21 protein-coding genes are annotated in these 26,299 nt (G+C 67.2%); 10 read left to right on the forward strand and 11 right to left on the reverse strand.

The features are described 5' to 3' along the window. Positions 1-435: 435 nt before the first annotated feature. Positions 436-1,686, forward strand: coding sequence for an alkaline phosphatase family protein (locus AC5P7R_RS00590; protein ID WP_227854127.1), 1,251 nt, complete (start codon positions 436-438; stop codon positions 1,684-1,686). Between the two features lie 129 nt (positions 1,687-1,815). Here AC5P7R_RS00590 and AC5P7R_RS00595 read toward each other — a convergent pair whose 3' ends face one another. Together AC5P7R_RS00595 and AC5P7R_RS00600 are read right to left on the reverse strand one after the other, a co-directional pair. Next, positions 1,816-1,995 (reverse strand): 30S ribosomal protein THX, encoded by a 180-nt coding sequence (locus AC5P7R_RS00595; protein ID WP_004150462.1) that lies wholly within the window; start codon positions 1,993-1,995, stop codon positions 1,816-1,818. A gap of 110 nt (positions 1,996-2,105) precedes the next feature. Continuing rightward, positions 2,106-2,519, reverse strand: a complete 414-nt coding sequence (locus AC5P7R_RS00600) for a MerC domain-containing protein (RefSeq protein ID WP_008264835.1) — start codon at positions 2,517-2,519, stop codon at positions 2,106-2,108. A 136-nt stretch (positions 2,520-2,655) separates the two neighbouring features. On the opposite strand from AC5P7R_RS00600, the gene AC5P7R_RS00605 reads away from it, so the two are divergent. The 4 genes from AC5P7R_RS00605 to AC5P7R_RS00620 all read left to right on the forward strand — a co-directional run bounded on the left by AC5P7R_RS00605 (position 2,656) and on the right by AC5P7R_RS00620 (position 8,520). Continuing rightward, the gene (locus AC5P7R_RS00605) at positions 2,656-4,863 is read left to right on the forward strand and encodes a TonB-dependent receptor (protein ID WP_021202516.1); all 2,208 of its coding nucleotides are present in this window, start codon (positions 2,656-2,658) and stop codon (positions 4,861-4,863) included. Positions 4,864-5,117: 254 nt separating this feature from the next. Continuing rightward, entirely contained in the window at positions 5,118-5,684 is a 567-nt protein-coding gene (locus AC5P7R_RS00610) for a TetR/AcrR family transcriptional regulator (protein ID WP_019659167.1), read from the forward strand. Further along, positions 5,684-7,357 carry an MFS transporter gene (locus AC5P7R_RS00615; RefSeq protein ID WP_227854126.1) on the forward strand — a complete coding sequence of 558 codons (1,674 nt, stop codon included), beginning with the start codon at positions 5,684-5,686 and terminating at the stop codon, positions 7,355-7,357. Before AC5P7R_RS00610 ends, AC5P7R_RS00615 begins: the two co-directional genes overlap by 1 nt. An 8-nt stretch (positions 7,358-7,365) precedes the next feature. Continuing rightward, a complete protein-coding gene (locus tag AC5P7R_RS00620; RefSeq protein ID WP_111101990.1) occupies positions 7,366-8,520 on the forward strand; it encodes an HlyD family secretion protein in 1,155 nt (384 codons plus the stop codon). Positions 8,521-8,675: 155 nt separating this feature from the next. Here the strand turns inward: AC5P7R_RS00620 and AC5P7R_RS00625 are convergent, their stop codons facing one another. The 7 genes from AC5P7R_RS00625 to creB form a co-directional block, all read right to left on the reverse strand. Then, positions 8,676-9,167 (reverse strand): Fur family transcriptional regulator, encoded by a 492-nt coding sequence (locus AC5P7R_RS00625; RefSeq protein WP_021202513.1) that lies wholly within the window; start codon positions 9,165-9,167, stop codon positions 8,676-8,678. Between the two features lie 34 nt (positions 9,168-9,201). Continuing rightward, positions 9,202-10,605: a glutamate--tRNA ligase gene (gene gltX / locus AC5P7R_RS00630; RefSeq protein ID WP_111098983.1), complete on the reverse strand. Its 1,404-nt coding sequence runs from the start codon at positions 10,603-10,605 to the stop codon at positions 9,202-9,204. Positions 10,606-10,759: 154 nt separating this feature from the next. Beyond that, positions 10,760-12,352, reverse strand: coding sequence for a M20/M25/M40 family metallo-hydrolase (locus tag AC5P7R_RS00635; RefSeq protein ID WP_021202511.1), 1,593 nt, complete (start codon positions 12,350-12,352; stop codon positions 10,760-10,762). 124 nt (positions 12,353-12,476) lie between these two features. Continuing rightward, a complete protein-coding gene (locus AC5P7R_RS00640; RefSeq protein ID WP_021202510.1) occupies positions 12,477-12,887 on the reverse strand; it encodes a hypothetical protein in 411 nt (136 codons plus the stop codon). Positions 12,888-12,897: 10 nt separating this feature from the next. Beyond that, positions 12,898-14,217: a cell envelope integrity protein CreD gene (gene creD, locus AC5P7R_RS00645; protein ID WP_021202509.1), complete on the reverse strand. Its 1,320-nt coding sequence runs from the start codon at positions 14,215-14,217 to the stop codon at positions 12,898-12,900. Positions 14,218-14,298: 81 nt separating this feature from the next. After that, the gene (gene creC, locus AC5P7R_RS00650) at positions 14,299-15,759 is read right to left on the reverse strand and encodes a two-component system sensor histidine kinase CreC (protein ID WP_021202508.1); all 1,461 of its coding nucleotides are present in this window, start codon (positions 15,757-15,759) and stop codon (positions 14,299-14,301) included. Between the two features lie 3 nt (positions 15,760-15,762). Continuing rightward, the gene (creB, locus tag AC5P7R_RS00655) at positions 15,763-16,488 is read right to left on the reverse strand and encodes a two-component system response regulator CreB (protein ID WP_019659175.1); all 726 of its coding nucleotides are present in this window, start codon (positions 16,486-16,488) and stop codon (positions 15,763-15,765) included. A gap of 35 nt (positions 16,489-16,523) precedes the next feature. Between creB and AC5P7R_RS00660 the strand changes: the two genes are divergently transcribed. The 4 genes from AC5P7R_RS00660 (at position 16,524) to AC5P7R_RS00675 (ending at position 22,278) form a co-directional block, all read left to right on the forward strand. Then, complete coding sequence (locus tag AC5P7R_RS00660) at positions 16,524-17,381, forward strand: 23S rRNA (adenine(2030)-N(6))-methyltransferase RlmJ (protein WP_021202507.1); 858 nt, start codon at positions 16,524-16,526, stop codon at positions 17,379-17,381. A gap of 95 nt (positions 17,382-17,476) precedes the next feature. Further along, positions 17,477-18,022: a GNAT family N-acetyltransferase gene (locus tag AC5P7R_RS00665; RefSeq protein WP_019659177.1), complete on the forward strand. Its 546-nt coding sequence runs from the start codon at positions 17,477-17,479 to the stop codon at positions 18,020-18,022. 127 nt (positions 18,023-18,149) lie between these two features. After that, complete coding sequence (gene mfd / locus AC5P7R_RS00670; RefSeq protein ID WP_021202506.1) at positions 18,150-21,614, forward strand: transcription-repair coupling factor; 3,465 nt, start codon at positions 18,150-18,152, stop codon at positions 21,612-21,614. 46 nt (positions 21,615-21,660) lie between these two features. Further along, positions 21,661-22,278 carry an HD-GYP domain-containing protein gene (locus AC5P7R_RS00675; RefSeq protein WP_058983344.1) on the forward strand — a complete coding sequence of 206 codons (618 nt, stop codon included), beginning with the start codon at positions 21,661-21,663 and terminating at the stop codon, positions 22,276-22,278. A gap of 199 nt (positions 22,279-22,477) precedes the next feature. Here the strand turns inward: AC5P7R_RS00675 and AC5P7R_RS00680 are convergent, their stop codons facing one another. Both AC5P7R_RS00680 and gpmA read right to left on the reverse strand, forming a co-directional pair. Further along, positions 22,478-24,571 (reverse strand): M13 family metallopeptidase, encoded by a 2,094-nt coding sequence (locus AC5P7R_RS00680; protein ID WP_227854125.1) that lies wholly within the window; start codon positions 24,569-24,571, stop codon positions 22,478-22,480. 209 nt (positions 24,572-24,780) lie between these two features. Then, positions 24,781-25,530: a 2,3-diphosphoglycerate-dependent phosphoglycerate mutase gene (gpmA, locus tag AC5P7R_RS00685; protein ID WP_019659181.1), complete on the reverse strand. Its 750-nt coding sequence runs from the start codon at positions 25,528-25,530 to the stop codon at positions 24,781-24,783. Positions 25,531-25,623: 93 nt separating this feature from the next. Here gpmA and nfi point away from each other — a divergent pair, with 93 nt between their 5' ends. Then, on the forward strand, positions 25,624-26,298 hold the full coding sequence (nfi, locus tag AC5P7R_RS00690; protein WP_495213694.1) for a deoxyribonuclease V: 675 nt from the start codon (positions 25,624-25,626) through the stop codon (positions 26,296-26,298). Position 26,299: the final 1 nt, after the last annotated feature.

The following is a 26,299-nucleotide window of genomic DNA, read 5'->3' on the forward strand; positions in this document are numbered from 1 at the left end:
CCAATACAGCTCCGATTTTCTACGCGTTGGGTGGGGCGGTATGGGTGGGCAGGACACGCCGTAAACCCCGCTCCGCGGTCCGGTCCAGCCGCTGGCGGCTGGGCGTTCGGGCGCTTGCGAAGCAGTGCTTCGCAAGCAAAGCGCCCTCACCCATGGGGGCTCGTTGGCGCCATCCATGGCGCCAACGGTCCTGCCCACCCACACCGCCCCACCTTCGACAGATTCCCGCGGCGGTGGGTAGGTGTCGACCTTGGTCGACGCGGTAGATCCACGCCATGCGTGGATGGAAGCGTCTGTAAACTGTCTGGAGAAAAGCCCCCTTTTTGTTGAAGGGGGCGCGCCGACAGGCGCGGGGATAAGGAAAAATGCGCGGACACGGCGCGCAATAGTGCGCCGTGTCTTGGGCGCGTCATTACCTCGCACTATCATGCGCGGATGACTTCCGTACGCCTGACCTGCGCGCTGGCGCTGCTGCTGCCATTGGCCGCCTGCACCACCGCGCCCGCCCCTTCCGCCTCCGTTCCCACACCCGTCGCTGCGGCTGCGCCGCCCAAGCTGCTGCTGATCTCCATCGATGGCCTGCGTGCCGACGCGCTCGACCGCGGCCTGACCCCGAACCTGCAGCGACTGATCGACGGCGGCGTGCGTGCACGCTGGATGACGCCGTCCTATCCGTCGCTGACCTTCCCCAACCACTACACCATCGTCACCGGCCTGCGTCCGGACCACCACGGCATCGTCAACAACAGCATGGACGATGCAACCCTGGGCCGTTTCGAACTGAGCAACCGCGACGCGGTCACCACCAGCGGCTGGTGGGGTGGCGAACCGATCTGGGTCAGTGCCGAGAACGCTGGCGTACGTTCGGCCACCACGGCGTGGCCGGGCAGTGAGTCTGAAATCCGCGGCGTGCGCCCCAGCAAGTGGCGCGTGTACGACGGCAAGCAACCGCTGGAACAGCGGGCCGGCATCGTGCTCGACTGGCTGGCGCAGACCGATGCTGATGCACCGCGCCTCACCACGCTGTACATGGAACACGTGGACAAGGCCGGCCACAACTACGGCCCCGAGTCGAAGCAGTATGCCGACGCCATCGTGCGCGCCGACCAGATCGTCGGCCAGGTGCTCGATGGGCTGCAGCAGCGCGGCCTCGCCGCGACCACCAACGTGATCGTGGTCTCTGACCATGGCATGGCCAGCGTGCCGGTCGGCCAGGTGATCTCCACCGAGTCGATGGCCGACCCGGCCATCGCGCGCAATGTCAGCCAGGGCCAGTCGGTGGGTTTTGCGCCGGTCGCCGGCCGCGAAGCGGAAGCCGAACGCGCCCTGCTCGGACGCCACGGGCACTATCAGTGCTGGAAGAAGGAGAACCTGCCGGCACGCTGGCACTACGGCACGCATCCGCGGGTTCCGGCCATCGTCTGTGCCATGGATGAAGGCTGGGATGCCCTGCATCAGGAGAAAATCGCCAAACGCGACCATCAGGATCGCGGCTCGCATGGCTACGACAATGCCCTGCCCTCCATGCGTGCCGTGTTCGTGGCCAGCGGCCCGTCATTCCGACAGGGTTTGGTGATCGATGGCTTCGACAATGTCGACGTCTACCCGCTGCTGGCGCACCTGCTGCAGGTGCCGGCCGCGCCGAACGACGGAAATCCGGAAACGCTGAAGAAGACCCTGCGCTGATCCGATTGTAGAGCCGAGCCCACGCTCGGCTGCATTGCGCCGAGCATGGGCTCGGCTCTACAAGAACGTGCATAAAAAAAACGCGGCGCCAGGCGCCGCGTTTTTCTTTGGACCGGTCGGTCGGCCGGATCAGGCCTTGGCGACGGCCTTCTTCGCCACAGCCTTCTTCGCCGGAGCCTTGGCCACGGTCTTCTTGGCAACCGGGGCGGCGGCGCCTACGGCGACCTTGCTCGCGGTGTGCGAACGGGCGTTGCCGTAGCTGGCGTTGTAGCGCTTGCCCTTGGCGGTCTTGCGGTCACCCTTACCCATGTCTTCAACTCCTCAAGTGTGAAATCTGGTTACCCCGTACTGACACGGGTTCGGCGGGGCCGCCTTGCTGGGCGCCCCCGCGCACGATCGAAAATCCTATCACGGAGCGCCTAGTGCGCGCAGCTGGCGTCGTGCACGTGGCCGTGGTTGAGGCGAAGATTGACCAGGTGGGCCACCCCCACCAGCAGGCCGCCGATGGTCATCACCACCGCATGCGGCACGGCGTTGTGGTGCAGCGGGTCGTACAGCACACCGGCCCACAACGCGACCAGGCCGGGAATCAGGAAGCCCAGCGCGCGCAGCGCGCCGTGGCGGCGGTAGCCCCATACCAGGCTGAACAGCCCGAGCAGGGTCACGAACACCACCAGCGCCTGCTCCACGCCATCGCTCAGCCAGAACGACAGGCCCAGCGAAGGCGCCGCCGCCAGCAGTACGGGAATCACCGCGCAGTGCACCGCGCACAGCATCGAACCGGTAGCGCCGAAACGGTCGAGCAGATGGCGCAGGCGTGAGGACAGGGACATGACTTCCAGCAGGGTCGGCGAATCGTTATGGAATAATATAACATCCCTTCCCGAACCGCACGGTTTCCACTCCCCCTCTCCCATCGGCGGGATTCGTGCGCCCTGCGATTGATACAGTGTAACAAAGGACCGATCCATGCCTGCCCACACCCCACGGCTCAAGCCGCATTCCCTGGCCCTGGCCCTCGCCGCCCTGCTTCCGACCGTTGCCTTCGCCGCCAGCGAAGACGATTCCCATCGTGACCGCCACCTGACTGAACTGTCGTCGGTGCAGGTCACCGCGTCGCCACTGCAGGGCGATGCCGAATCGCTGGCCCGCCCGGTGGAGGTTCTGGCCGGTGAGCGCCTGGACGAGCAGAAGGCCGGCACCCTCGGCGATACCGTGGCCAAGCTGCCCGGCGTGCAGAGCACCTTCTTCGGCCCCGGCGTCGGCCGCCCGATCATCCGTGGCCAGGAAGGCCCGCGCGTGGCCGTGCTGTCCAACGGCATGGGCAACATGGATGCATCCACCGTCAGTGCCGACCATGCCACCAGCATCGAACCGTTCCTGGCCGACCAGATCGAAGTGCTGAAGGGCCCCGCCACGCTGTTGTTCGGCAGCGGTGCCATCGGTGGTGCGGTCAACGTGGTCGATGGCCGCATCGCACGGGAGCTGCCGGAGCGGCCGCTCAGCGGCCGCGCCGAACTGCGCGGCAATTCGGTGAACAATGAGCGCAGCGGCATGTTCCGCCTCGATGGCGTCAGCGGCAATGTCGTGCTTCATGTGGACGGCCTGGTGCGCAATGGCGACGACTACCGTATCCCTGGCTACGCGGTGATCGACAGCCTGGAAGACCACCATGACGACCACGACCATGACCACGCGGGCGAGGAAGGCGAAGAGCCGCGTCGCGGCCGCCTCGACAACAGCTCGATCCGCACCCGTGCCGGTGGCGTCGGTGCGACCTGGCTGGGCGAAGGCGGCTACTTCGGCGTGTCGGCCAGCACCTACCGCACCAACTACGGCATTCCCAACGGCGCACACGTGCACGCCGATGGCGACGATCACGGCCATGACCACGGCCACGACCATGGCGACGAAGAGGAAGGCGGCGACGAGCATGACGTGCGCATCGACATGGTGCAGAACCGCTTCGAGACCAAGGCCGGCATCTATGACCCGGTCTCGTTCCTGAAGAACATCAACGCACGCGTGGCCTATACCGACTACGAGCACGTGGAGCTGGAGGCCGGCACGCCGTCGACCCGCTTCACCAACCGTGGCATCGAAGCGCGCCTGGAAGCGGTGCAGCAGCAGATCGGTGGCTGGGACGGTGCCTTCGGCCTGCAGTTCGGCAACAGTGATTTCGGTGCCAAGGGCGAAGAGGCGTTCGTTCCGGATACAGGCACGAAGAACATCGGCCTGTTCGTGCTGCAGGAAAAGCAGTTCGGACCGTTCAAGCTGGAACTGGGCGGCCGCCACGACCAGGTCAAGCTGGACCCGACCGGTGATTACCGGCGCCGCACGTTCGGCGCCACCAACCTGTCTGCCGCCGGCATCTGGAAGCTCAACGACGCCGTTGACCTGCGTATCGGCGTGGACAGCTCCGAGCGTGCACCCACCAACGAGGAGCTGTATGCCGCCGGCGCCCACATCGCCACCCGTTCGCTGGAGATCGGCGACGCCAACCTGAAGACCGAGCGCGGCCAGCGCGTGGAACTGGGTATCCACACTCACAGTGAGCGCCTGGACTTCTCCGCGTCGGTCTACCAGACCAGGTTCAAGGACTTCATCTACCTGGCCGACACCGGTGTTACCGAAGGCCTGCCGGTCCGCGCCTGGACCCAGCAGGACGCGGTGTTCCGCGGTGCCGAGGCCGAAGCGCTGGTGCACCTGTTCGAAGGTGGCGCCGGTGACTGGGATCTGCGCCTGTTCGGTGACTACGTGAAGGCCAAGCTGGATGGCAGCGGCAGCCGCAACCTCGACATCGCCGTGCCGCACGGCGACCACAACCACAATTACAATGTGGAACTGGCCAACACCGGCTACCTGCCGCGTATTGCCCCGGCCCGCGTCGGCGCCGACCTGCGCTGGTCGAAGGACGGCTGGCGCGCCTCGGTCGGTGCGGTGCGCTACAGCCGCCAGAAGGACGTGGCGCAGAACGAGGAGCCGAGCGATGGCTACACCCTGGTCGACGCCCACCTGGCCTACCGCTGGGACCGCAACGCCAGCAACAGCTACGAGGTGTTCCTGGATGGCAGCAACCTGACCAACCGCGAAGTCCGTCCGCACACCTCGCTGCTGCGCGACTACTCGCCGCTGCCGGGCCGTGGTGTCGCATTCGGCATCCGCGCGTTCTTCTGATCGATGTAGGGGGGCGGAGCCCTTTCCGCGGGAAAGGGCTCTGCCCCCACTCGCCCTTCAACGCATGGCGGGACCGCACCACGAATACCATTCTCTCTCCCGGGGGGCCGTCTGGCCCCCGTTTCTTTATGCGTGAGCGAGGTCGCGGCGCCCTCGCTCACACACCCGTCACAAAGATGTGCGTACCACAACAAGCGGACAATCCCGTCACCCAATGTCTCGCCAATCGGACACTTTTGTCCGAAAATAATTCCATGACTGCCCAACGTGCCGATGCCGCTGCCCGCCGTGCCCTCATCCTCGACGCCGCCGATCATGTCTTCGGCCAACATGGCGTCACCGCCCCACTGGACCTGGTGGTCGAACGCGCCCAGGTGGGCCGCGCCACCCTGTACCGCAACTTCCCCGACCGCACCGCGCTTATCCAGGCGCTGCTGCAGCGCACGGTCGACCGCATCCGGCGCCAGGTCGAACAGCTCGGCGACCGCGATGACGCCCTGTTCGAGGTGTTCGAGGGCATGGCCCAGCGCATCATCGATTCGCCGGCACTGGCCGATTACTGGCGTGCGGTCGATTCGGACGTGCCGTCCATGCGCGCCGCGCGCGAGACAGTGCGCGACCTGCTGGAGGAACCGATCGCGCGCGCCAAGGCGGCCGGGCTGTGCCGTGCCGACCTGGAAAAGACGGATATTTCACTGATCTCAGGCATGCTGGGTGCGGCCCTGCGCGGCAAGACCCGCGACGAGCGCGCCCAGTTGGCCGGGCGCGCCCTGCAGCTGCTGCGTGGGGGTCTCCAAGGAGCTGCCAGCGAGGCCCGTTGATGGTCCAGCCGTATCTGAAGCCGGTTCCGGATTGGGAGGAGCATGAGAAGCCGACCATGCCCGGCTCGGCGTCGATGCCCTGGCACCCGCCGTACCGGCGCGCGGCCTATGCGCTGGTATCGTTGCTGGTGGCGATCACCGGCGGCCTCGGCAATGCGCTGGTTACCGCCAACCTGCCGTTCCTGCAGGGCCAGCTGGCGCTGACCCCGACCCAGGGCAGCTGGCTGGTAGCGGCCTATGCGATGGTGAATGTCACCGCCAACCTGTTGGCCTTCAAGTTCCGCCAGCAATACGGCATCCGCCTGTTCGCCGAAATCGGGCTGGGCCTGTACGCGGCGTTGGCGGTCCTGCACCTGTTCGTCGGCAGCTTCGAGACCACGATGCTGACCCGAGCCGCCAGCGGCTTCGCCGGCGCGGCCTGTTCGACCTTGGGCACGCTGTACATGCTGCAGGCGCTGCCGCGGCGCTTCACCGGCAATCTGCTGGTGGTCGGCGTCGGCCTTTCCCAGCTGGCGGTGCCGATCGCCTGGATCGTCTCCCCGGGCCTGGTCGATACCGGCCAGTGGCACCAACTGTACTCGTTCGAGGCCGGCCTGGCCCTGTGCGCCTTCGCCGCAGTGGTAGTGCTGAAGCTGCCGCCGGGCATCCAGGTGAAGGCGTTCGAGCCACTGGACTTCCTCACGTTCGCGCTGCTCGCCCCGGCCGTCGCCCTGCTGGTGATCGTGCTGGCGCAGGGCTACACGCGCTGGTGGCTCAATACAGCGTGGCTGGGCTGGGCGCTGATCGCTTCGATCGTGCTGTCCACCACCGCCTTGATCATCGAGCACTACCGGCGTAACCCACTGCTGCAGATCCGCTGGCTGTCGACGCTGCCGGTGCTGCATTTCATCGTCGGCGCCTTCCTGATCCGCTTCCTGACCACCGAGCAGTCCTACGGCGTGGTCAACCTGATGCGCACGCTGGGCATGGGACCGGACCAGATGCGGCCGCTGTTCGTGGTGATCCTGGCCGGGGTGATCACCGGAATCGCCGGTGCCTCGCTTACCTTCGGCCCGAAGCGGCTGATCGCCCAGCTGCTGATGGCGATCCTGCTGCTGGGCGCCGCCGCGTTCTTCGACCAGCACCGCACCAGCATGGATCGGCCGCACGACTTCTACGCCAGCCAGTTCCTGGCCTCGGTCGGTGCGGGCATGTTCATGGGGCCCCTGATCATGCTTGGCATCTCTGCTGCGCTGAAACAGGGCGTGGACCACATGATCACCTTCCTGGTGACGCTGTCGATCACGCAGACGCTGGGCGGCCTGGCCGGCTCGGCGGTGCTGGGCACCTTCCAGCTGCATCGCGAGCAACTGTATTCCAGCGCGCTGACCAGCCAGCTCGATCCGGCCGATCCGGTGGTAGCGCAACGCCTGCGTCTCCAGCAGCAGCTGTACAGCGCCCAGATCACCGACCCGGTCCTGCGCAGCGCACAGGGCAGCGCGCAGCTGGCACAGACCACGCGCCGAGAAGCCAACGTGCGTGGCTTCAACGATGTGTTCACCCTGAGCGGCGGGCTGGCGATCGGTTTCCTGTGCTGGTTGCTGCTGCTGTCGCTGCGTACCGCCGTACTGAAGCAATGGCGCAAGCGCCACCCGCCCGAGTCCACCGCGGCCACGCCGGCCGCATCCCGTTGAGTCCCCCCATGCCTCCCGTGCCGCCCCGACCCGACGACGCCGACAACGTCACCCCGCCGCCGCCCACCGACGCGGCGCCCGCGTCCACGCCGGTAGAACCCGCGGTCGCGCCGAAGTACCTCAAGCCCAGCGCGCGCAGCGTGGCGGTGATGGTGATTGTCGCCCTGCTGGGCATTGCGCTGATCCTGCGTGCCTGGCACCTGTGGCCGTTCACCAGCAGCGTGATGGTGACCGACAACGCCTATGTGCGCGGCCAGATCACGGTGATGGCGCCGCAGGTGAACGGCTATGTGACCGAGGTGCTGGTGAAGGACTTCCAGCACGTGAAGGAAGGCGAGCCGCTGCTGCGCATCGATGACCGCATCTATGCGCAGCGTGTCGCCCAGGCGCAGGCAACGCTGGACAGCGCGCGTGCGGCGCTGGCCAACTCCGACCAGTCGCAGGCGCAGAACCGTGCGCAGATCGCCTCGGCGCGCGCCACGCTCTCGGCCGGCCAGGCCGAACTGCAGCGCTCGCGCAACGAGCTGAAGCGCTACGAGGAACTGGCCGCACAGCAACTCGTGTCGATCAATGACCGCGACAAGTTCCGCACCAGCCAGGCCTCGGCGCAGGCCAGCGTGCAGCAGTCGCAGGCGCAGATCCGCATCGCCGAGGAAACGCTGGTGTCGACCCAGGTCGCGCGCAAAAGCCTGGAGGCCCAGGTGGAAAGCGCGCAGGCGCAGCTGGAGCTGGCCCGCATCGATCTGGCCAATACGGTGATCCACGCACCGCGCGACGGCCAGATCAGTGAAGCCAGCGTACGCGTGGGCCAGTACGTCGCGGCCGGCTCGCAGCTGCTGTTCCTGGTACCTGACACGCTGTGGGTGGTGGCCAACTACAAGGAAGGCCAGACCTGGGGGATGGCGATCGGCCAGCCGGCCACGTTCTCGGTGGACGCGTTCCAGGGGCAGGTGCTGAAGGGCCGTGTCGAAGAGATCGCGCCCGCCACCGGGTCGGAGTTCAGCGTGTTGCGCCCGGACAATGCCAGCGGCAACTTCACCAAGGTGGTGCAGCGGCTGCCGGTGCGGATCTCGATCGATCCGGGTCAGGCACTGGCGGCGCGGCTGCGGCCCGGCATGTCGGTGATCGTGCGGGTGGATACGGCAGGCAAACCCATGGACTAGGGCGCGCCCCTGCAGGACTCGGCTGGGTAGAGACGGCTGGGTAGAGTCGACTGTTAGTCGACTATCGCGCGCAGGGCGGGTTGCTCTTGGGCTTCACGGAAGAGCAGTCGACTAACAGTCGACTCTACCGCCGACCGACTCTACCGCCGACACGATCAACCCGCGCAGCGCGCGCAGAGACCGTGCACTTCAAGGGTCTGTGCCTGCGGCTGGAAGCCCAGTTCCTTGGCGCGCTTTTCCAGCTGGCTGACGATTTCCCGGTCTTCCAGTTCCACCGCGCTGTGGCAGCTGTTGCAGATCAGGAACGGCACCGAATGCGCGGCGCTGCTGGGGTGGTGGCAGGCCACGAAGGCATTCACCGATTCCAGCTTGTGCACGAAACCATTGGCCATCAGGAAGTCGAGGGCGCGGTACACGGTGGGCGGGGCATCAGCACCCACACCCTTGCCGTTGCGCACCCATTCCAGCAACTCATAGGCCTTGACCGGCTTGCCGGCCTCGGCGATCAGCTTCAGTACATTGGCGCGGATCGGGGTAAGGCGCAGCCCGCGTTCGCGCGAGACACGCTCGACCACCGCCACGAAATCCGATGCGTCGTGGACGTGGTGGTGCGGGGCGGTACAAGCAGTGGCGGTCTTGGCGGACATGCGCGTTCTCCGGTTCGGGCCTGGCAAGGATGCCTCAGGCCGTTGCTACCTTGGTGATGGCCACATCGATGCGTTTCAAGGCCTGCTCGCGGCCAGCCAGGTACACGGTATGCGAAATGTCAGGACTGACCTGGGTACCGGTGATGGCCACGCGCAACGGCTGGGCGACCTTGCCCATGCCGATCTCCAGCGCGGCGGCGACGTCGTGCAGGGCCACGCCCACCGACTCGGCGGTCCATTCCGGCAGGGCTGCCAGCAGCTCGCGGGCCTTGCCCAGCGCCACCTCGGCACCGGCCTTGAAGTGCTTGGCCACCGCCGCGTCATCGTACTCGGTCAGCGGCTGGTACCAGACCACGGCTTTCTCGGCCATCTCCTTCAGGGTCTGCACGCGTTCACGCAGGGCGATCACCACGTCCTCCGGTGCCGGTCCGGCAGCCACGTCCAGCCCCAGCTTCTGCAGCTGGTAGACCAGGTGCGGCACGATCGCGGCCACATCCTCGGTCTTCAGGAAGTGCTGGTTGACCCAGCCCAGCTTGGCCATGTCCAGTCGCGAGGCCTTGGAGTTGCAGTCCTTCACGTCGAACAGCTCGATCAGCTCCTGACGGCTGAACAGCTCCTGGTCACCGTGCGACCAGCCGAGGCGGGCCAGGTAGCTCAGCAGCGCATCGGGCAGGTAGCCGGCGTCCTTGTACTGCATCACGTCGGCCGCGCCGGTGCGCTTGGACAACTTGGCGCCCTGCTCGTCCAGGATCATCGGCATGTGGCCGAACTTCGGCACCGGCGCACCAATGCCTTCGTACAGGTTGATCTGGCGCGGGGTGTTGTTGATGTGGTCGTCGCCGCGGATGACCTCGGTGATGCCCATGTCCCAGTCGTCCACCACCACCGCGAAGTTGTAGGTGGGGTAGCCGTCCGGGCGGAAGATCACCATGTCATCCAGCTCGCTGTTGGCGATCTCGATGCGGCCCTTGATCAGGTCGTCGAACACCACCGTGCCTTCCAGCGGATTCTTGAAGCGGATGACGCGGTTCGGGTCGTCCCTGTAGGGCAGGCCCAGATCGCGCGCAGCGCCGTTGTAGCGCGGCTTCTCCTGCCTGGCCATGGCAGCCTCGCGCATCGCGTCCAGCTCTTCGCGGGTCTCGTAGGCGTAGTACGCCTTGCCCTCGGCGATCAGCTGCTCGGCCACTTCCTGGTAACGGGCAACGCGGTCGGTCTGGTAGATCGGGCCTTCGTCATAGTCCAGGCCCAGCCACTCCATCGCCTCCAGGATGGCGTCGATCGCACCCTGGGTGCTGCGTTCACGGTCGGTGTCCTCGATGCGCAGCACGAACTCGCCGCCACGATGGCGGGCCTCCAGCCAGCAGTACAGCGCGGTGCGGGCACCACCGATGTGCAGGTAGCCGGTGGGACTGGGGGCGAAGCGGGTGCGGCAGGTCATGGACGGCTCGAGGAACGGGACTCCCCCGATTTTACCAGCCCGCCGCCCCCGACGGAAAAAGGGGACGGAGGGGATTAAGTCGCGATTGCCCAGCCCGTGGGCACTGCAACCGGGAAACGGAGGGGAGATGCGACTTAATCCCCTCCGTCCCCTTTTACGGTTCCACCTTGCGCGGGAACGGCTGCTCGCGCATCGCGGCGTTGTAGGCGAACGAGGCGACGATGGCGGCGGCCTGCTTCAGGTCTTCCGGCTCGGCGTGGTCCCAGGTGTCCAGGTGGCTGTGGTGCACGTTGGTGAAGTAGTCCAGCCGGTCCTGGATGAACTGGAAGCCCGGCAGGCCGATGCGGTCGAAGCTGATGTGGTCGGTGCTGCCAGTGTTGCGGGTGGCCACGGTGGTGGCGCCCACGTCATGGAACGGCGCCAGCCAGGCTTCGAAGATGGGCATGGCCGCCAGGTTTTCCTGAGCGTAGATGCCACGGAAGCGGCCCGAGCCGTTGTCCATGTTGAAGTAGACCTGGAACTTGCCGTAGTCGCGGGTCTTCTGCAGTGCGCCGGTCGGCTCGCGCAGCGACGCCGGCAGCGCCTTCTGCGCCGGGTCGGTCGGCTCCGGGAACTTGCCGAAGTGCTTGGCCACATAGGCCTGCGAGCCGATCAGGCCCTGCTCCTCGCCGCTCCACAGCGCCACGCGGATGGTGCGCCTGGGCTTGGCGCCGGTGGCCTTGAGGATGCGCATCGCCTCCATCATCACCGCCACGCCGGCGGCGTTGTCGGCCGCACCGGTGCCGCTGTGCCAGGAATCCAGGTGCGCGCCGATCATCACCACTTCATCGGGCTTGCTGCTGCCACGGATCTCGGCCAGCGTGTTGTAGCCGGGCTGGTCGGCCTCGTCGGTGAAGCGTGCGGCCACATCCACGCGCAGGCGCACGGTCTGCTTGGCCTCCAGCGCGCGTACCAGCGGATTGAAGTGCTCGCTGATCATCGCCAGCTCGGGAATGCCCACCGACTCACCGGCCTTGCGCGAACCACCACCGGCAACGCGGATGATGCCGTTGTCCCAGCTGCTGATGCCGATCGAGGCCAGCGCGCCCTCTTCCACGAAGAAGGCATTGACCTTGGCCGCCAGCTGCTGGCGTTCCTGGTATTCCTTGACCCGCTTGGCGCGCTCGGCGGTGGCGTCCTTGTCCTTGGGCAGGGTGAACTCCTGCAGGCCCTCCAGCGAGGTGGCGTCGTGGCGGTGCGAATCGGGCTCGGTGCCCCGCTTGTATTCGCGTGCCTCGCCCAGCAGGAGGATCTTGCCACGCAGCTTGCCGCGGTACTTCTCGATGTCTTCGGGCTTCTTGATGTCGACCTGCACCAGCTCGCCTTCGACCGGGCCCTTCGTACCGGGGGTCCAGGCCTTGGGCAGCGCATGCAGCGGCTGCACGCGGTCACCCAGCATTTCCACGCTCGCCGAGGTGAATTCCCAGCCACGGCCGAAATCATCGAAGGCCTCGTCGTGGACGTTGTCCAGCTTCCATTCGCTGAACTTGCCGCGGGTCCACGCGTTGGCGCGGCCCATCGCCGGCGAATTGGTCAGGCGCGCGCCGATGCGTTCGGTGAGATAGCTGAAGGTGTCCATCACCTGCGAACGGTGGAACGCCTCCTGACGGATGCGGCTGACCATGTCCAGGTCCACCGTCTCGCGCTGCTGTGCCGCTGCATTGCCACCCATCGCCAGCGCTACGGCCAGCACGCCCCACTTCAACACATCGCACCCCTGCCCTTCGGCTCGATCATCAACCCATCGAGTCTAGCCAGCAGGGGCGCGCCGATACCGTCCCATCGGTCATGGACAGCAGTAGATCCACGCCATGCGTGGATGAACAACCCGATCACCCCCTCCACCCCAACCACAACTGCGCCCGCTCCGGCAGCAACAACAACCAGTGCCGCCGGTCGATACTGCTGCAGCCGTACACCGCCGCGTGTGCCGGCCAGTCATCGGGCAGGCCGTCGATGCCGATTTCGGCCAGCGCTTCCGCCCCGGCCTTCCAGGGCCGGTAGCGCGGGACCCGTCCGGCCACTGCGCCACGTCCCTGCCGCGCACCCTGCAACCAGCGCAATCCCTGCCCCCGCAATCCCTCGCAGGTCACCGCCGCCAGCTGGAAGCGGACCAGGCCGGGGGCGATCCGTGCCCCCGGCAGGGCCGCCAGCACGCCATGTGCCTGCAGCAGCGCATCCACTTCCAGCAGGGCCGGAATGCCCTGCCGTGCCCGTTGCCGCAATCCCTGGCGCCAACTCATGGCCTGCTCCTTACTTCAGGTCCGCGCCGAGCGCGTACCAGTCCACCCGGCGGGTCACCCACATCGCCAGCGCCAGGATCACGAACAGCAGCAGCGAACCCATCAGCAGCGCATTGTTCTCCGACACCAGCAGGCCATACAGCGCGCCGTACAGCACGGTCAGCAGCGCCGCGAAGCCGAAGCCGCGCTTCCAGTGGCCCAGCACATTGGCCAGGTACACCGCCTGCAGGCCGATGCAGGCCACCGCCGAAACCAGGTAGGCCTTCCAGAACGCGATGTGCTCGGACAGGCTGATCAGCAGCAGGAAGAAGATCGCCAGCGCCAGGCCCACCATCAGGTACTGCAGCGGGTGGATGCGCAGCGACTTGATCAGCTCGAACAGGATGAAGCCGAGGAAGGTCAGCAGCACGAACAGCACGCCGTACTTCGAGGCACGGTCGGCCTGGGTGTAGCTATCGACCGGATCGACCAGCGACACCGTCACCGCCTGCGAGTCGACCGAACCGTCATTGCGCAGCTGCCGCTGTGCGTCGGAGGCCAGCGAGGACACCGCCCAGCGCGCATCGAATCCCTGCGCATCAACGCGGCGCTCGTTGGGCAGGAAAGCTCCGCTGAACGACGGATGCGGCCAGCTCGAACGCAGCGCGATGTGGGTGTCATCGCCCACCGGCACCACCGACAGCATGCGACTGCCATCCAGGCGCAGCTCCAGTTCAACGGTGCTGGCGGCCAGCGTGCCGCCGTGGTCTTCGGCAAACCCGGTCACCGGTGCATGCAGACCGCGTCCGACTTCGCTGGCCGCGCCAACGCCCGGCAGCAACCGCAACTGCTTGCCATCCACGCGCAGGTTCGGCGTACCGACCAGGCCGCGCACATCGGAAATGCCCACCGCCACATACGGCTTGCCGTAGCTGCGACCGGCCTTCACCGGGTAGTCGTCTGCGGCGAAGGTCGCCTTCATCTGGCCGTTCCAGCTGTACACCGGCACCTTGAACAGCCCCACCTCGCGCTGGCTCGGCAGCATTTCGCCGCCCACCTCCAGCGATGCCGGCATCTGCAGCCAGTGCCCCTCGGTGACCTGCACTTCGGTCTTCTTGACGCCCAGGGGGTCGACCAGTTCAACCTGCTTGCGTTCCACCCATGGCACCACCCGCACCGGGCCCACCAGCTGCTGTGCGCCGGCGCGGCTGTCGGCCACCCGCGAGAAAGCCTCGTCGCGGTACGCACTGCGTTCGTTGATGACACTGCGGATCATCGTCAGCGGAACCAGCAGCAGCAGGATCAGGCCGCCGACAATGGCGAAGCGCAGCAGCATCTTCAGGGATTTCATGGTCCATCCTCGTTGGAGAGGACTGCAGGATGGACCGCCACGGTGAGCGGGGTTTGTGGCGAATTTGAAGCGAATGTGAAGTCAGCGGCGGGGGCGCTGGCCTGGTGTACCCAGCGGCAACCACAGGCTGGCCACGATACCGCCGCCGTCGCGGGCATCGACACTGGCGCGCCCATCATGCAGGCGCGCGACCTCCTGCACGAACGGCAGGCCCAGGCCGGAACTGCGCCGGCCGCTGCCCGGTCGCGCCAGCGAATAGAAGCGCTCGAACACGCGTTCGCGCGCATAGTCGGGAATGCCGGCACCGCGATCCGCTACCTGCAGGCGTACGCCCTGCCCGTCCACCTCGGCCAGCAGCGCGATGTCCGCGCCGGGCGGTGAGAAGGCGATCGCGTTGTCGATCAGGTTGTGCAACGCCTGCCGCAGCAGATAGGCATCACCCTGCACGCGCATGTCGGGTACGCTGCCGATGCGCACCTGCACGCCGGCCGCCTGCGCACGCACCTGCGCGGCCGCCGCCGCATCGGCCAGCAAGGTTGGCAGCGCGATCGGATCGCGGGTCTGCAGCCAGCCGTGCTGTTCCACTTCGGCCAGCGCCAGCAGCTTGTCGATCGTCTCGGTCAGCCGCTCCTGCTGATCGACGATGCTGCGTGCAAAATGCACGCGGTCGGCCTCCGGCAGCGGCTCCTGCAGCAGCTCGGCGGCACCGCGGATCGCCGCCAGCGGACTCTTCATTTCATGCGTCAGCGACTGCACGTACTGCTCGACGTAGGCCTTGCCCTCCAGCTTGCGGCGCATCGTTTCCAGTGCCTGGCCCAGGTCGCCGATCTCGTCGCGGCGCCGCCGCGGGGGTGGCACCGGTTCGCCGGCGCTGACCGCACGCGCGTAGCGGCTGAGCTGGCCAAGGCCCGTGGTGAGCCACATCGTCACCAGCACGCCGACCAGCGCCGACAATCCGATCAGCCAGGCGCCGCGCTCGATGATGGCGCGTTGGCTTGCAGCGATGAACGGATCGATGCTGCGGTTGGGCTGGGCCAGGCTGAGCACGCCGATCAGCGTGCGCCCATCGTCCGGGTCGTATACCGGCGCCGCCACATGCATCACCGTATTGCCTTCCTCGCCCGGCGTTTCCGGGCTGGAGCGGGCACCGTACTCGCCACGCAGGGTGCGATAGACATCATTCCAGCGCGAGTTGTCGCGCCCCAGGTCGCGGCCCAGCGAGTCGTAGATGACGATGCCCTTGGCATCGGTGATGGTCACCCGGTAGTCCAGTGAGCGCTTGGGAAAGCGCCAGACCATCGCTTTCAGGTCACGCTGCCGCGCCTTGGCGAGGTTGCGGGTGAAGCTGCCGCTGCCGATGGTGCCGGCCTTGACGTCGGCGGCGGCCATCTCGGCCAGCACGTTGGCCGCATCGACCAGGGTCGATTCCATCGCCTGGCGCACGCCGGGCTTCACTTCGTTGACGAACACGCGCATCACGAAGAACGCGGCGATGCCGGTTATCAGGAAGAAGCCGAGGAACAGCTTCAATACCAGGCGCATCGGCTAGACCTCCAGCGCGTAGCCAAGGCCACGGTGGGTGCGGATGGGGTCTTCGCTGGCACCGGCCGCGCGCAGCTTGGCGCGCAGCGTCTTTACATGCGTATCAACGGTGCGGTCGGCGCTGTCGGCACTGCTGTCCCAGCCACGGTCCATCAGCTGGGCACGGCTGAGGATGGCGCCCGGGCGCTGCAGCAGCGCTTCCAGCAGCGCGTACTCGTAGCGGGTCAGGTCCAGTGCCTGGCCGCGGAAGCGGATACGCCGACCTTCGCGGTCGATGGCAAAGGCGCCATGTTCCTGCCAGCCCGCATCGGCGCTGGGTCCTGCGTTGACCGGTGCCGCGCGGCGCAGGCGCGCACGCACCCGCGCCACCAGTTCTCGCGGCGAGAACGGCTTGGTCATGTAATCGTCGGCGCCCAGTTCCAGGCCCAGCACGCGGTCCACTTCATCGTTGCGGGCGGTCAGGAAGATCACCGGCAGCTGGGCCGCCGGCCCGGGCTGCGCGCGCAGCCGCCGGCACACCTCGAAACCGCCCAGGTCGGGCAGGCCCACGTCCAGCACCACCACGTCGATATCGCCGGCCTGCAGCCGTTGCAGGGCCTCGCCGCCGAGCAGGCAGTGGCTGGCGGCATAGCCTTCGCTGCGCAGCGCATAGAGCACGGTTTCGGCGATGGCGGCTTCGTCCTCGACCACCAGGACATGGGCAACGGGAGCTGTCATGGCGCGCAGCATAGCCGCTGCGGCCGCCGCCCCGTACACTGCCGCCCATGAACTACCGCCACGCCTTCCATGCCGGCAACCACGCCGATGTGCTCAAGCACATCGTGCAGCTGGCCCTGATCGACAGCTTCAAGCGCAAGGACAGCCCGTTCTTCGTGCTCGATACCCACGGCGGTGCCGGCCGCTACCTGCTGGCCAGCGAAGAGAGCCGCAAGACGCTGGAGGCCGAGTCCGGAATCATGCGGCTGATGGCCCAGCCCAAGCTGCCCGAGGTGGTCGAGCGCTACCTGAAGGCGGTGCAGGCCGACAATCCGGTGGGCGCGCTGACCAACTACCCGGGCTCGCCGCTGTTGAGCGCACAGGCCATGCGCGCGCAGGACCGCATGGCGGTCTGTGAACTTCAGGAGGCCGAAACGGCCACGCTGAAGGCCCTGTTCGCCCATGACAGCCGCGTCGACGTGCGCGCCGGCGATGGCTATGCCCTGCTGCGCTCGCTGCTGCCGCCGAAGTTCAACGGCAGCAAGATCGGCCGTGGCCTGGTCCTGATCGACCCGCCGTACGAGGCCCAGGACGCGGAATACCAGAACGTCCTGGCCGCCCTGGCCGAGACCCTGGCACGCTGGCCGCAGGCCACCTGTGCGGTCTGGTTCCCGATCAAGCAGCGGCGCACCATCCTGCACTTCCTGCGCAAGGCCACTGCCCTGCCGGTCAAGTCGGCGATGACGATCGAGTTCCTGGTGCGCCCTGACGACTCGCCGCTGCGGCTCAACGGCAGCGGCATGCTGCTGCTCAACCCGCCCTGGCAGTTCGACCGGGTGGTCGGCCCGGCCCTGCCGGCGCTGCGCCAGCACCTGGGCGAACCCGGTGCCAGCACCCGCCTGGATTGGCTCAAAGCCCCCGAATAACGGCCTTCACGAGGCTGTACCGCCGTGAGCCTTCCGTTCACGGAATGCAGCCCCGGTGATGCCACAATCGATGGACCACCAAGGAATCACCCGGTATGGCCACTCGCAACCGCATGCCGCCCTGGCATGAGATCTTCAAGGCTCCCAGCGGCCACGAGCTGCTGATCCGCCCCATCCGCCCGGAAGATGGCGCACCGCTGCAAGCGGCATTCAGCCTGTTCGGGCCGGAAGAAATCCGTGATCGTTTCCTGCAGGCGGTGACCGAACTGTCGCCGGAGACTACCCAGCGCCTGACCCACCCGAACCCCAAGACCGAGATCACCCTGGTCGCAGCCGAGTCCCTGCCCGCTGGCGAAGCGGTGGTCGGCGCGGTTGCCCGGGCCTCGATCATCCCCGGCACCCGTGAAGCCGAGTACGCGATCCTGATCAGCCGCTTCCTGATCGGCCAGGGCCTGGGCCGGCAGCTGATGCGCAAGCTGGTGAAGTGGGGCCGCGGCAAGTACCTGGACCGCCTGTACGGCGACGTTGCCGCCGAGAACGAGCCAATGAAGCAGCTGGCCGCCTCGCTGGGCTTCAAGCCGGTGCCGCATCCGAACGGGGCCGAAGGCCTGGTGCGGATGGTGCTGGAGCTGGACAACTGACGGATGCGTCGGGCCCTGCCCGGCGACGTTGATTCAACCGCCGCGCTCGCCGGGCTTGGCCCGGCGCTACACCCGCTCACGTCACGATCATGGGCCCGGCAGGGGCTTCTGCTAAAATCCGGAGTCCATGTCGCGTACCTCATACCCCGCCCCGCCGCTGCCGCGTGCCGGCCAGCTCCGCGCCTGGTGGCGCGCCCCCGCCTCGCCGACCGCCCTGGCCTGGTACCTGGCCCAGGCCGCGCGCGCGCACGACGCCCCGCTGCTGGTGATCGCCCGTGACAACCACGGTGCCAACCAGCTTGAAGCCGACCTGCAGACCCTGCTTGGCGGCGACCCGGCCCTGCCGGTGGTCGCCTTCCCTGACTGGGAAACCCTGCCCTACGACCGCTTCAGCCCGCATCCGGACATCATCTCGCAGCGCTTGGCTGCCCTGCACCGCCTGCCCACGCTGAAGCGTGGCCTGGTGATCGTGCCGGTGCAGACCCTGCTGCAGCAGCTGGCCCCGCGCAGCTATGTGATCGGTGGCAGCTTCGACCTGAAGGTCGGCCAGCGCCTGGACCTGGAGGCCGAGAAGCGCCGCCTGGAAAGCGCCGGCTACCGCAACGTGCCGCAGGTGATGGACCCGGGCGACTTCGCCGTGCGCGGCGGCCTGCTGGACGTGTTCCCGATGGGCGCCGACGAGCCGCTGCGGGTAGAACTACTGGACGAGGACATCGACTCGATCCGTGCCTTCGACCCGGAAAGCCAGCGTTCGCTGGACAAGGTCGAGGCGGTGCACATGCTGCCCGGCCGCGAAGTGCCGATGGACGAGGCCAGCATCGCACGCGTGCTGGCCACGCTGCGCGAGCGTTTCGATGTGGATACCCGGCGCAGTTCGCTCTACCAGGATCTGAAGTCCGGGCTGGCCCCGGCCGGCGTCGAGTACTACCTGCCGCTGTTTTTCGAACGCACCGCGACCCTGTTCGACTACCTGCCCGACGGCAGCCTGCCGGTGGTCTGCGCCGGTGCGTATGAGGCGTCCGTCGCGTTCTGGGCGCAGACCGCGGACCGCTATGAGCAGCGCCGCCATGATGTGGAGCGCCCGCTGCTGCCGCCTTCGGCGTTGTACCTGTCGCCGGAGCTGCTGCGCGAGCGCCTGAACGATGCCCCGCGCATCGAGGTGTGGGCGGCTGACCATGCGCGCATCGCCGACGCGCACGCGCTGGGCGACCAGCCGCTGCCACCGCTGCCGGTGGCCGCGCGCGAAGCCCCCGCCGGCGATGCGCTGAAATCCTTCCTCGGCCATTATCCGGGCCGGGTACTTATCGCCGCCGATTCACCCGGCCGCCGCGAGGCGCTGCTGGAGGTGCTGCAGGCCGCCGAGCTGAAGCCGCCGGTGGTGGCCGACCTGCCCAGCTTCCTCGCCGACGACGCGCGCTTCGCGATCGCGGTGGCACCGCTGGAGGATGGCTTCGCGCTGGACGATCCGCGCATCGCGGTGCTGACCGAGCGCCAGCTGTTCCCCGAGCGCGCCGGCAGCACCCGGCGCACGCGCCGCGCCGGCCGCGAGCCGGAAGCGATCATCCGCGACCTCGGTGAACTGACCGAGGGCGCGCCGATCGTGCACGAGGATCATGGCGTCGGCCGCTATCGTGGCCTGATCGCGATGGACGTCGGCGGCATGCCCGGCGAGTTCCTCGAAATCGAATATGCCAAGGGCGACCGCCTGTATGTGCCGGTCGCCCAGCTGCACCTGATCAGCCGCTATTCCGGTGCGTCGGCGGAAACCGCGCCGCTGCATTCGCTCGGTGGCGAGCAGTGGAGCAAGGCCAAGCGCAAGGCCGCCGAGAAAGTACGCGACGTTGCTGCCGAGCTGCTGGAGATCCAGGCCCGCCGCCAGGCGCGTGCCGGCTTGGCACTGCAGGTCGACCGCGCGATGTACGAGCCGTTCGCGGCCGGTTTCCCGTTCGAGGAGACCCCGGACCAGCTGGCCGCGATCGATGCGACCCTGCGCGACCTGGCCAGCAGCCAGCCGATGGACCGCGTGGTCTGCGGCGACGTCGGCTTCGGCAAGACCGAGGTGGCGGTGCGCGCCGCGTTCGCCGCCGCCAGTGCCGGCAAGCAGGTGGCCGTGCTGGTGCCGACCACGCTGCTGGCCGAACAGCACTACCGCAACTTCCGCGACCGCTTCGCCGATTACCCGCTGAAGGTCGAGGTGCTGTCGCGCTTCAAGACCAGCAAGGAAATCAAGGCCGAACTGGAAAAGGTCGCTGCCGGCACCATCGACGTCATCGTCGGCACCCATCGCCTGCTGCAGCCGGACGTGAAGTTCAAGGACCTGGGCATGGTCATCGTCGACGAGGAGCAGCGATTCGGCGTGCGCCAGAAGGAGGCGCTGAAGGCGCTGCGCGCCAACGTGCACCTGCTGACGCTGACCGCCACGCCGATCCCGCGCACGCTCAACATGGCCATGGCCGGCCTGCGCGACCTGTCGATCATCGCCACGCCGCCGCCGAACCGGCTGGCGGTGCAGACCTTCATCACCCAGTGGGACAACGCGCTGCTGCGCGAAGCCTTCCAGCGCGAGCTCGCGCGCGGTGGCCAGCTGTACTTCCTGCACAACGACGTGGAGAGCATCGGCCGCATGCAGCGCGAGCTGTCCGAGCTGGTGCCGGAGGCACGCATCGGCATCGCCCACGGGCAGATGCCCGAGCGCGAACTGGAAAAGGTGATGCTGGATTTCCAGAAGCAGCGTTTCAACGTGCTGCTGTCGACCACGATCATCGAATCGGGCATCGACATCCCCAACGCCAACACCATCATCATCAACCGTGCCGACCGTTTCGGCCTGGCCCAGCTGCACCAGCTGCGCGGCCGCGTCGGTCGTTCGCACCACCGTGCCTACGCCTACCTGATCACCCCCGACCGTCGCGCGATCACACCCGACGCCGAGAAGCGCCTGGAAGCGATCGCCTCGATGGACGAGCTGGGCGCCGGCTTCACCCTGGCCACCCACGATCTGGAGATCCGCGGCGCCGGTGAACTGCTTGGCGAGGACCAGAGCGGGCAGATGGCCGAGGTCGGCTTCAGCCTGTATACCGAGCTGCTGGAACGCGCGGTACGCAGCATCAAGCAGGGCAAATTGCCCGACCTGGATGCCGGTGAGGAAGTGCGCGGTGCCGAGGTCGAGCTGCATGTGCCGGCGCTGATCCCGGAAGACTACCTGCCGGACGTGCACACGCGCCTGACCCTGTACAAGCGTATTTCCAGCGCGCGCGACACCGATGCGCTGCGCGAGCTGCAGGTGGAGATGATCGACCGCTTCGGCCTGCTGCCGGATGCGGCCAAGCACCTGTTCGCCATCGCCGAGCTGAAGCTCAAGGCCAACACGCTGGGCATCCGCAAGCTGGACCTGGGCGAGAACGGTGGCCGCATCGTGTTCGAGTCCAAGCCGAACATCGACCCGATGGCGGTGATCCAGCTGATCCAGAAACAACCGAACCTCTACGCCATGGAAGGGCCCGACAAGCTGCGCATCAAGCACCCGCTGCCGTTGCCGGAAGACCGCTTCAATGCGGCCCGCGCCCTTCTGACCACCCTCGCCCCGGGTTGATCGCCCCCCCGAACACCCCGCACCGGTCCCCACCCGGTGCGGGCGGATGACCATGCTCCCTGACGCCGTACCCGCCCCCGACCTGCTGCACGCGCAGTCCTGCCTGATCGATGCGCTCTCGATGTCGCTGCAGATGCGCGACGCCTACACCCGCCACCACTGCGACCGCGTCGGCCTGCTCGCGCAGTGCCTGGCCGCGCACTGCGACCTGGGTCAGGAGGCCTGTGCACAGGTCGGCCTGGCCGCGCGCTTCCATGACATCGGCAAAATCGGCATTCCCGACGAGGTGCTGCTGGCCCCGCGCCGCCATACCGACGAGGAACGCGCGATCATGCGTGAGCATCCGGTGCGCGGCGAACACATCTTCCTGGCGACCGGTCGCAGTGACGCCGCGCCGGTCGCGCAGCTGATCCGTGCCCATCACGAGGCGTTCGATGGGAGCGGCTATCCCGACGGGCTACGCGGTGAAACCATTCCCCTGGGCGCGCGCATCGTCACCATCGTCGATGCCTACGATGCGATGACCAGCGTACGCCCGTATCGCGACGCAATGGAGCACGAAACCGCCTTGCGGATCATCGAAGCGCAGTCCGGCGGGCTGGTGGACCCCTACGTGCTGCAGCGCTTCCATCGCATGCTGGCGCGGGAACCTGCGCTGGCCTGAGATCTTCCCGACGGTGAAACGACCCGCCGGTAGAGTCGACTGTTAGTCGACTGCTCTTCGTCCAGATCGCGAAAATCCCGCGCTGCGCGCGATAGTCGACTAACAGTCGACTCTACCAGCCGGCGCTGCGCTGCCGGCCTGGAAGACAAAAGGCCCGGCGTTCGCCGGGCCTTTCGCTCCACGCATCACGGGTGATCGATTACCAGATCACCACGCGCTTGTCGTCGGCGCGCACCATCGCATCACCCGCCTTGCACTGGAATGCAGCAGCGAACGAGGGCATGTTCGACGGCGCACCGTTGGCACGGAAATTGGCCGGCGCGTGCGGATCGGTGTTCAGGCGCACGCGCAGCTCGCCATCGGTGAAGTTGCGGCGCCACACCGTGGCCCAGTTCATGAAGAAGCGCTGGTCCTGGCTGTGGCCGTCAACCTCGACATTCGCCTTCGGGTCTTCCTTCAGCGCCATCTGCAGCGCGTCATAGGCCACGGTCAGGCCGCCCAGGTCGCCGATGTTCTCGCCCAGGGTCAGCTTGCCCTTCACGAACACGCCCGGCACCGACTCGTAGCCGTCGAACTGGGCGACCAGCTGATCGGTACGCTCGGTGAAGGCCTTGCGGTCGGCGTCCGTCCACCAGTTGTCGAAGTTGCCGTTGGCGGCGAACTGGCTGCCCGAGTCGTCGTAGCCGTGCATCATCTCATGGCCGATGACTGCACCGATGCCGCCGTAGTTCAGCGCCGGATCGGCCTTGGCGTCGAAGAACGGCGCCTGCAGGATCGCGGCCGGGAACACGATCTCGTTCTTGGTGGCGTTGTAGTACGCGTTGACGGTCTGCGGGGTCATGCCCCATTCGGTCTTGTCCACCGGCTTGCCGATCTTGTCCAGCATGTAGCGGTAGTTGAACGCACGCGCCGCCTGCATGTTGCCCAGGTAGCTGTCGCCGTTGGTCTGCAGGCCCGACCAGTCACGCCACTTGTCCGGGTAGCCGATCTTCGGGGTGAAGCTGGCCCACTTTTCCAGTGCCTTCTTCTTCGTTTCCTCGCCCATCCACGGCAGCTGCTCCAGCCGCGCCTTCAATGCCTGCGACAGGTTCTCCACCAGGTGCTGCATGGCCACCTTCGACTCGGCCGGGAACACGGCGTCGACGTACAGCTGGCCCAGGGCTTCGCCCATGCCACCGTTGACCGACTCCAGCACGCGCTTCCAGCGCGGCTGCATTTCCTTCTGGCCACGCAGGGTGGTGCCGTAGAACTCGAAGTTGGCCTTCTCGAACTGGCTGCTCAGGTACGGCGCGGCATCGTCGATGGTGTGGAAGCGCAGGTAGGCCTGCCAGGTGCTGGCCGGCACGTCGGCCAGCATCTTGTCCATTTCACCGAAGAAGCCCGGCTGGGCCAGTGAGAACTTCTGCGCGGCCGGCACCTTCAGCGTGTCGAACAGCGCGGTCCAGCTGAAGTTCGGGGTCAGCCTGTCGGCCTCAGCCGCGCTGAGCGGGTTGTAGCGCTTGGCCGGATCACGCATTTCGATGCGCGACATCGAGGCCTTGGCCAGGCGGGTTTCGAAGGCCATCACGGCCTTGGCCTGCTCGGCGGCCTGCGCCGCGTCCACGCCGGACAGGGTCAGCACCTGTGCGATATAGGCCACGTAGGCGTCGCGGATCTTGGCCTGCGCATCGTCGAAGTAGTAGCCCTTCTCCGGCAGGCCCAGGCCACCCTGGCCGACGTAGGCGATGACGTTGGCCGAATCCTTGTAGTCGGCATTGGCGAACAGCGAGAACAGCACGCCCTTGCCTTCGGCCTGGCTGTCGCGCAGGTACCGGGTGATGGCGGCGGTGTCGTTAAGCGCGGTGATCTTGTCCAGCTGCGGCTGCAGCGGCGCCAGGCCGGCAGCTTCGATCTTCGCTTCGTCGTTGCCGGTCTTCCAGATGTCACCGATCTTGGCTTCCACCGAGTCGGCCTTGGCCTGGCTGGCGGCGGCCTGCTGCACCAGCGCGTGCTGCACTTCCAGCGAGCGCTCGCGCAGGATCTCGAAGCTGCCCCAGGTGGTCTGGTCGCCCGGCACCGGGTTGGCCTTCAGCCACTTGCTGTTGACGAAGCCATTGAGGTCGGTACAGGCGGAGATGGACGGATCGAGATCAGCGCTGTTGAGCGAAATCAGCGGCGTCTTGATCTGCGACAGGTCGAAGGCTGGCTTGGCGTCGGCGCTGGCCGCCGGTGCGGCGTCATTCTTGCCACAGGCCGCCAGCGAAGCAGCGATGGCGATGGTCAGGCCCAGCGGGACCAGGTTGCGGACGTTCATGAGGCTCTCCTGCGGGTAATTTCACAGGGTAGCCGGGGGCGTGAGGTTGGGGACCGGCCAAAGGTCACAGAGCGTCCTTCTGTAGAGTCGAGCCATGCTCGACTGCTCTCCGTTCCGGGTTCATGCTTCGTGCGGCAAAATCCCAAAGCAGCCGAGCGTGGGCTCGGCTCTACAAAAGCGAAGGTCGGCTTGCGCCGGCCTTCTGCTTCTTATTTCGCCTTGCCCTGGTTGGCCACGGCTTCGGCGGCCTTGCGCGCCGCTTCCGGGTCGCCCAAGTAGCGGAACGACTGCACGGTCAGGTCATCGTTCAGTTCGAACAGCAGCGGGATGCCGGTCGGGATGTTCAGCTCGAGGATTTCCTCGCGCGAGACATTGTTGAGGTACTTGTACAGCGCGCGCAGCGAGTTGCCGTGGGCGGTGACCAGCACGGTCTTGCCGTCCTTCAGCTGCGGGGCGATGGCGTCGTGCCAGTACGGCAGCACGCGATCCAGGGTGGTGGCCAGCGACTCGGTGCCCGGCAGCGCGTTGCGGTCCAGACCGGCGTAACGGCGGTCATGGATCGGGTGGCCCGGATCTTCCAGTTCCATCGGCGGCGGCGGGATGTCGTACGAACGACGCCACACCTTGACCTGCTCCTCGCCGTGCTTGGCCGCGGTCTCGGCCTTGTCCAGGCCCTGCAGGCCGCCGTAGTGGCGCTCATTGAGGCGCCAGGACTTGTTCACCGGCAGCCAGTCCTGCTCCAGCTCGGCCAGCGCACCCTGCAGGGTGTGGATGGCGCGCTTCAGTACGGAGGTATGGGCGACGTCGAACTGCAGGCCTTCCTCGCGCATCAGGCGACCGGCGGCGGCCGCTTCGCGACGCCCCTGCTCGGTCAGGTCAACATCGACCCAACCGGTGAAGCGGTTGTCCAGGTTCCACTGGCTCTGGCCATGGCGCAACAGTACGAGTCTACGGGTCACTGCAGGGTCTCCAACGCGAGGATAGGCAGGCCGCCATTGTAGCCCGGCCGCCGCTCACCGGGCCGTGGCGCCGCGCATGCGATGCTGTGGCCAATGAGTACGGTGATCGACCCCGGACGCTGGGAAGGCAGCGTCGCCGCTGCCCGCGCGCAGCAGATCCAGCTTGCCAGCCGCGTGGAGCGCCAGGACCGCTTGCCCCGCGACACGCGCTGGCTGGCCGGGCTGGATGTCGGCTTTGAAGACAACGGCGCCATCACCCGCGCCGCGGCGGTGCTGCTGGATGCGAAGACGCTGCAGCCCGTGGCGCAGGAGATCGCGCGGGTTCCCACACTGATGCCCTATATCCCGGGCCTGCTCAGCTTCCGCGAGCTGCCGGCGCTGCTGGCGGCACTGGCGCTGCTGCCGCAGGCGCCGGATCTGGTGTTCGTCGATGGCCACGGCATCAGCCATCCGCGCCGGCTTGGCGTCACCGCGCATCTTGGCGTGGTCACCGATCTGCCGAGCATCGGCGTGGCGAAATCGAAACTGGTGGGAAGGTTCGTCGAACCGGGCGCCGAAGCTGGTGCGCATACACCGCTGCTGGAGGGCGACGAGCAACTGGGCTGGGTGCTGCGCAGCAAGGTGCGCTGCAAGCCGCTGTTCGTGGCCGGCGGCCATCGGGTCAGTGCCGATACCGCGCTGGCCTGGGTGCAGCGCACCCTGCGCGGTTACCGGCTGCCGGAGCCGACCCGACTGGCGGATCGGCTCGCCTCGCGACGGGACGAATAGC

This window comes from Stenotrophomonas sp. YJH_SMC_27 (assembly GCF_059369815.1).

Coding starts and splice junctions, on each gene's coding strand:
- AC5P7R_RS00590 (WP_227854127.1), top strand. CDS start 436: ATGACTTCCGTACGCCTGACCTGCGCGCTGGCGCTGCTGCTGCCATTG.
- AC5P7R_RS00595 (WP_004150462.1), bottom strand. CDS start 1,995: ATGGGTAAGGGTGACCGCAAGACCGCCAAGGGCAAGCGCTACAACGCC.
- AC5P7R_RS00600 (WP_008264835.1), bottom strand. CDS start 2,519: ATGTCCCTGTCCTCACGCCTGCGCCATCTGCTCGACCGTTTCGGCGCT.
- AC5P7R_RS00605 (WP_021202516.1), top strand. CDS start 2,656: ATGCCTGCCCACACCCCACGGCTCAAGCCGCATTCCCTGGCCCTGGCC.
- AC5P7R_RS00610 (WP_019659167.1), top strand. CDS start 5,118: ATGACTGCCCAACGTGCCGATGCCGCTGCCCGCCGTGCCCTCATCCTC.
- AC5P7R_RS00615 (WP_227854126.1), top strand. CDS start 5,684: ATGGTCCAGCCGTATCTGAAGCCGGTTCCGGATTGGGAGGAGCATGAG.
- AC5P7R_RS00620 (WP_111101990.1), top strand. CDS start 7,366: ATGCCTCCCGTGCCGCCCCGACCCGACGACGCCGACAACGTCACCCCG.
- AC5P7R_RS00625 (WP_021202513.1), bottom strand. CDS start 9,167: ATGTCCGCCAAGACCGCCACTGCTTGTACCGCCCCGCACCACCACGTC.
- gltX (WP_111098983.1), bottom strand. CDS start 10,605: ATGACCTGCCGCACCCGCTTCGCCCCCAGTCCCACCGGCTACCTGCAC.
- AC5P7R_RS00640 (WP_021202510.1), bottom strand. CDS start 12,887: ATGAGTTGGCGCCAGGGATTGCGGCAACGGGCACGGCAGGGCATTCCG.
- creD (WP_021202509.1), bottom strand. CDS start 14,217: ATGAAATCCCTGAAGATGCTGCTGCGCTTCGCCATTGTCGGCGGCCTG.
- creC (WP_021202508.1), bottom strand. CDS start 15,759: ATGCGCCTGGTATTGAAGCTGTTCCTCGGCTTCTTCCTGATAACCGGC.
- creB (WP_019659175.1), bottom strand. CDS start 16,488: ATGCTGCGCGCCATGACAGCTCCCGTTGCCCATGTCCTGGTGGTCGAG.
- AC5P7R_RS00660 (WP_021202507.1), top strand. CDS start 16,524: ATGAACTACCGCCACGCCTTCCATGCCGGCAACCACGCCGATGTGCTC.
- AC5P7R_RS00665 (WP_019659177.1), top strand. CDS start 17,477: ATGGCCACTCGCAACCGCATGCCGCCCTGGCATGAGATCTTCAAGGCT.
- mfd (WP_021202506.1), top strand. CDS start 18,150: ATGTCGCGTACCTCATACCCCGCCCCGCCGCTGCCGCGTGCCGGCCAG.
- AC5P7R_RS00675 (WP_058983344.1), top strand. CDS start 21,661: ATGACCATGCTCCCTGACGCCGTACCCGCCCCCGACCTGCTGCACGCG.
- AC5P7R_RS00680 (WP_227854125.1), bottom strand. CDS start 24,571: ATGAACGTCCGCAACCTGGTCCCGCTGGGCCTGACCATCGCCATCGCT.
- nfi (WP_495213694.1), top strand. CDS start 25,624: ATGAGTACGGTGATCGACCCCGGACGCTGGGAAGGCAGCGTCGCCGCT.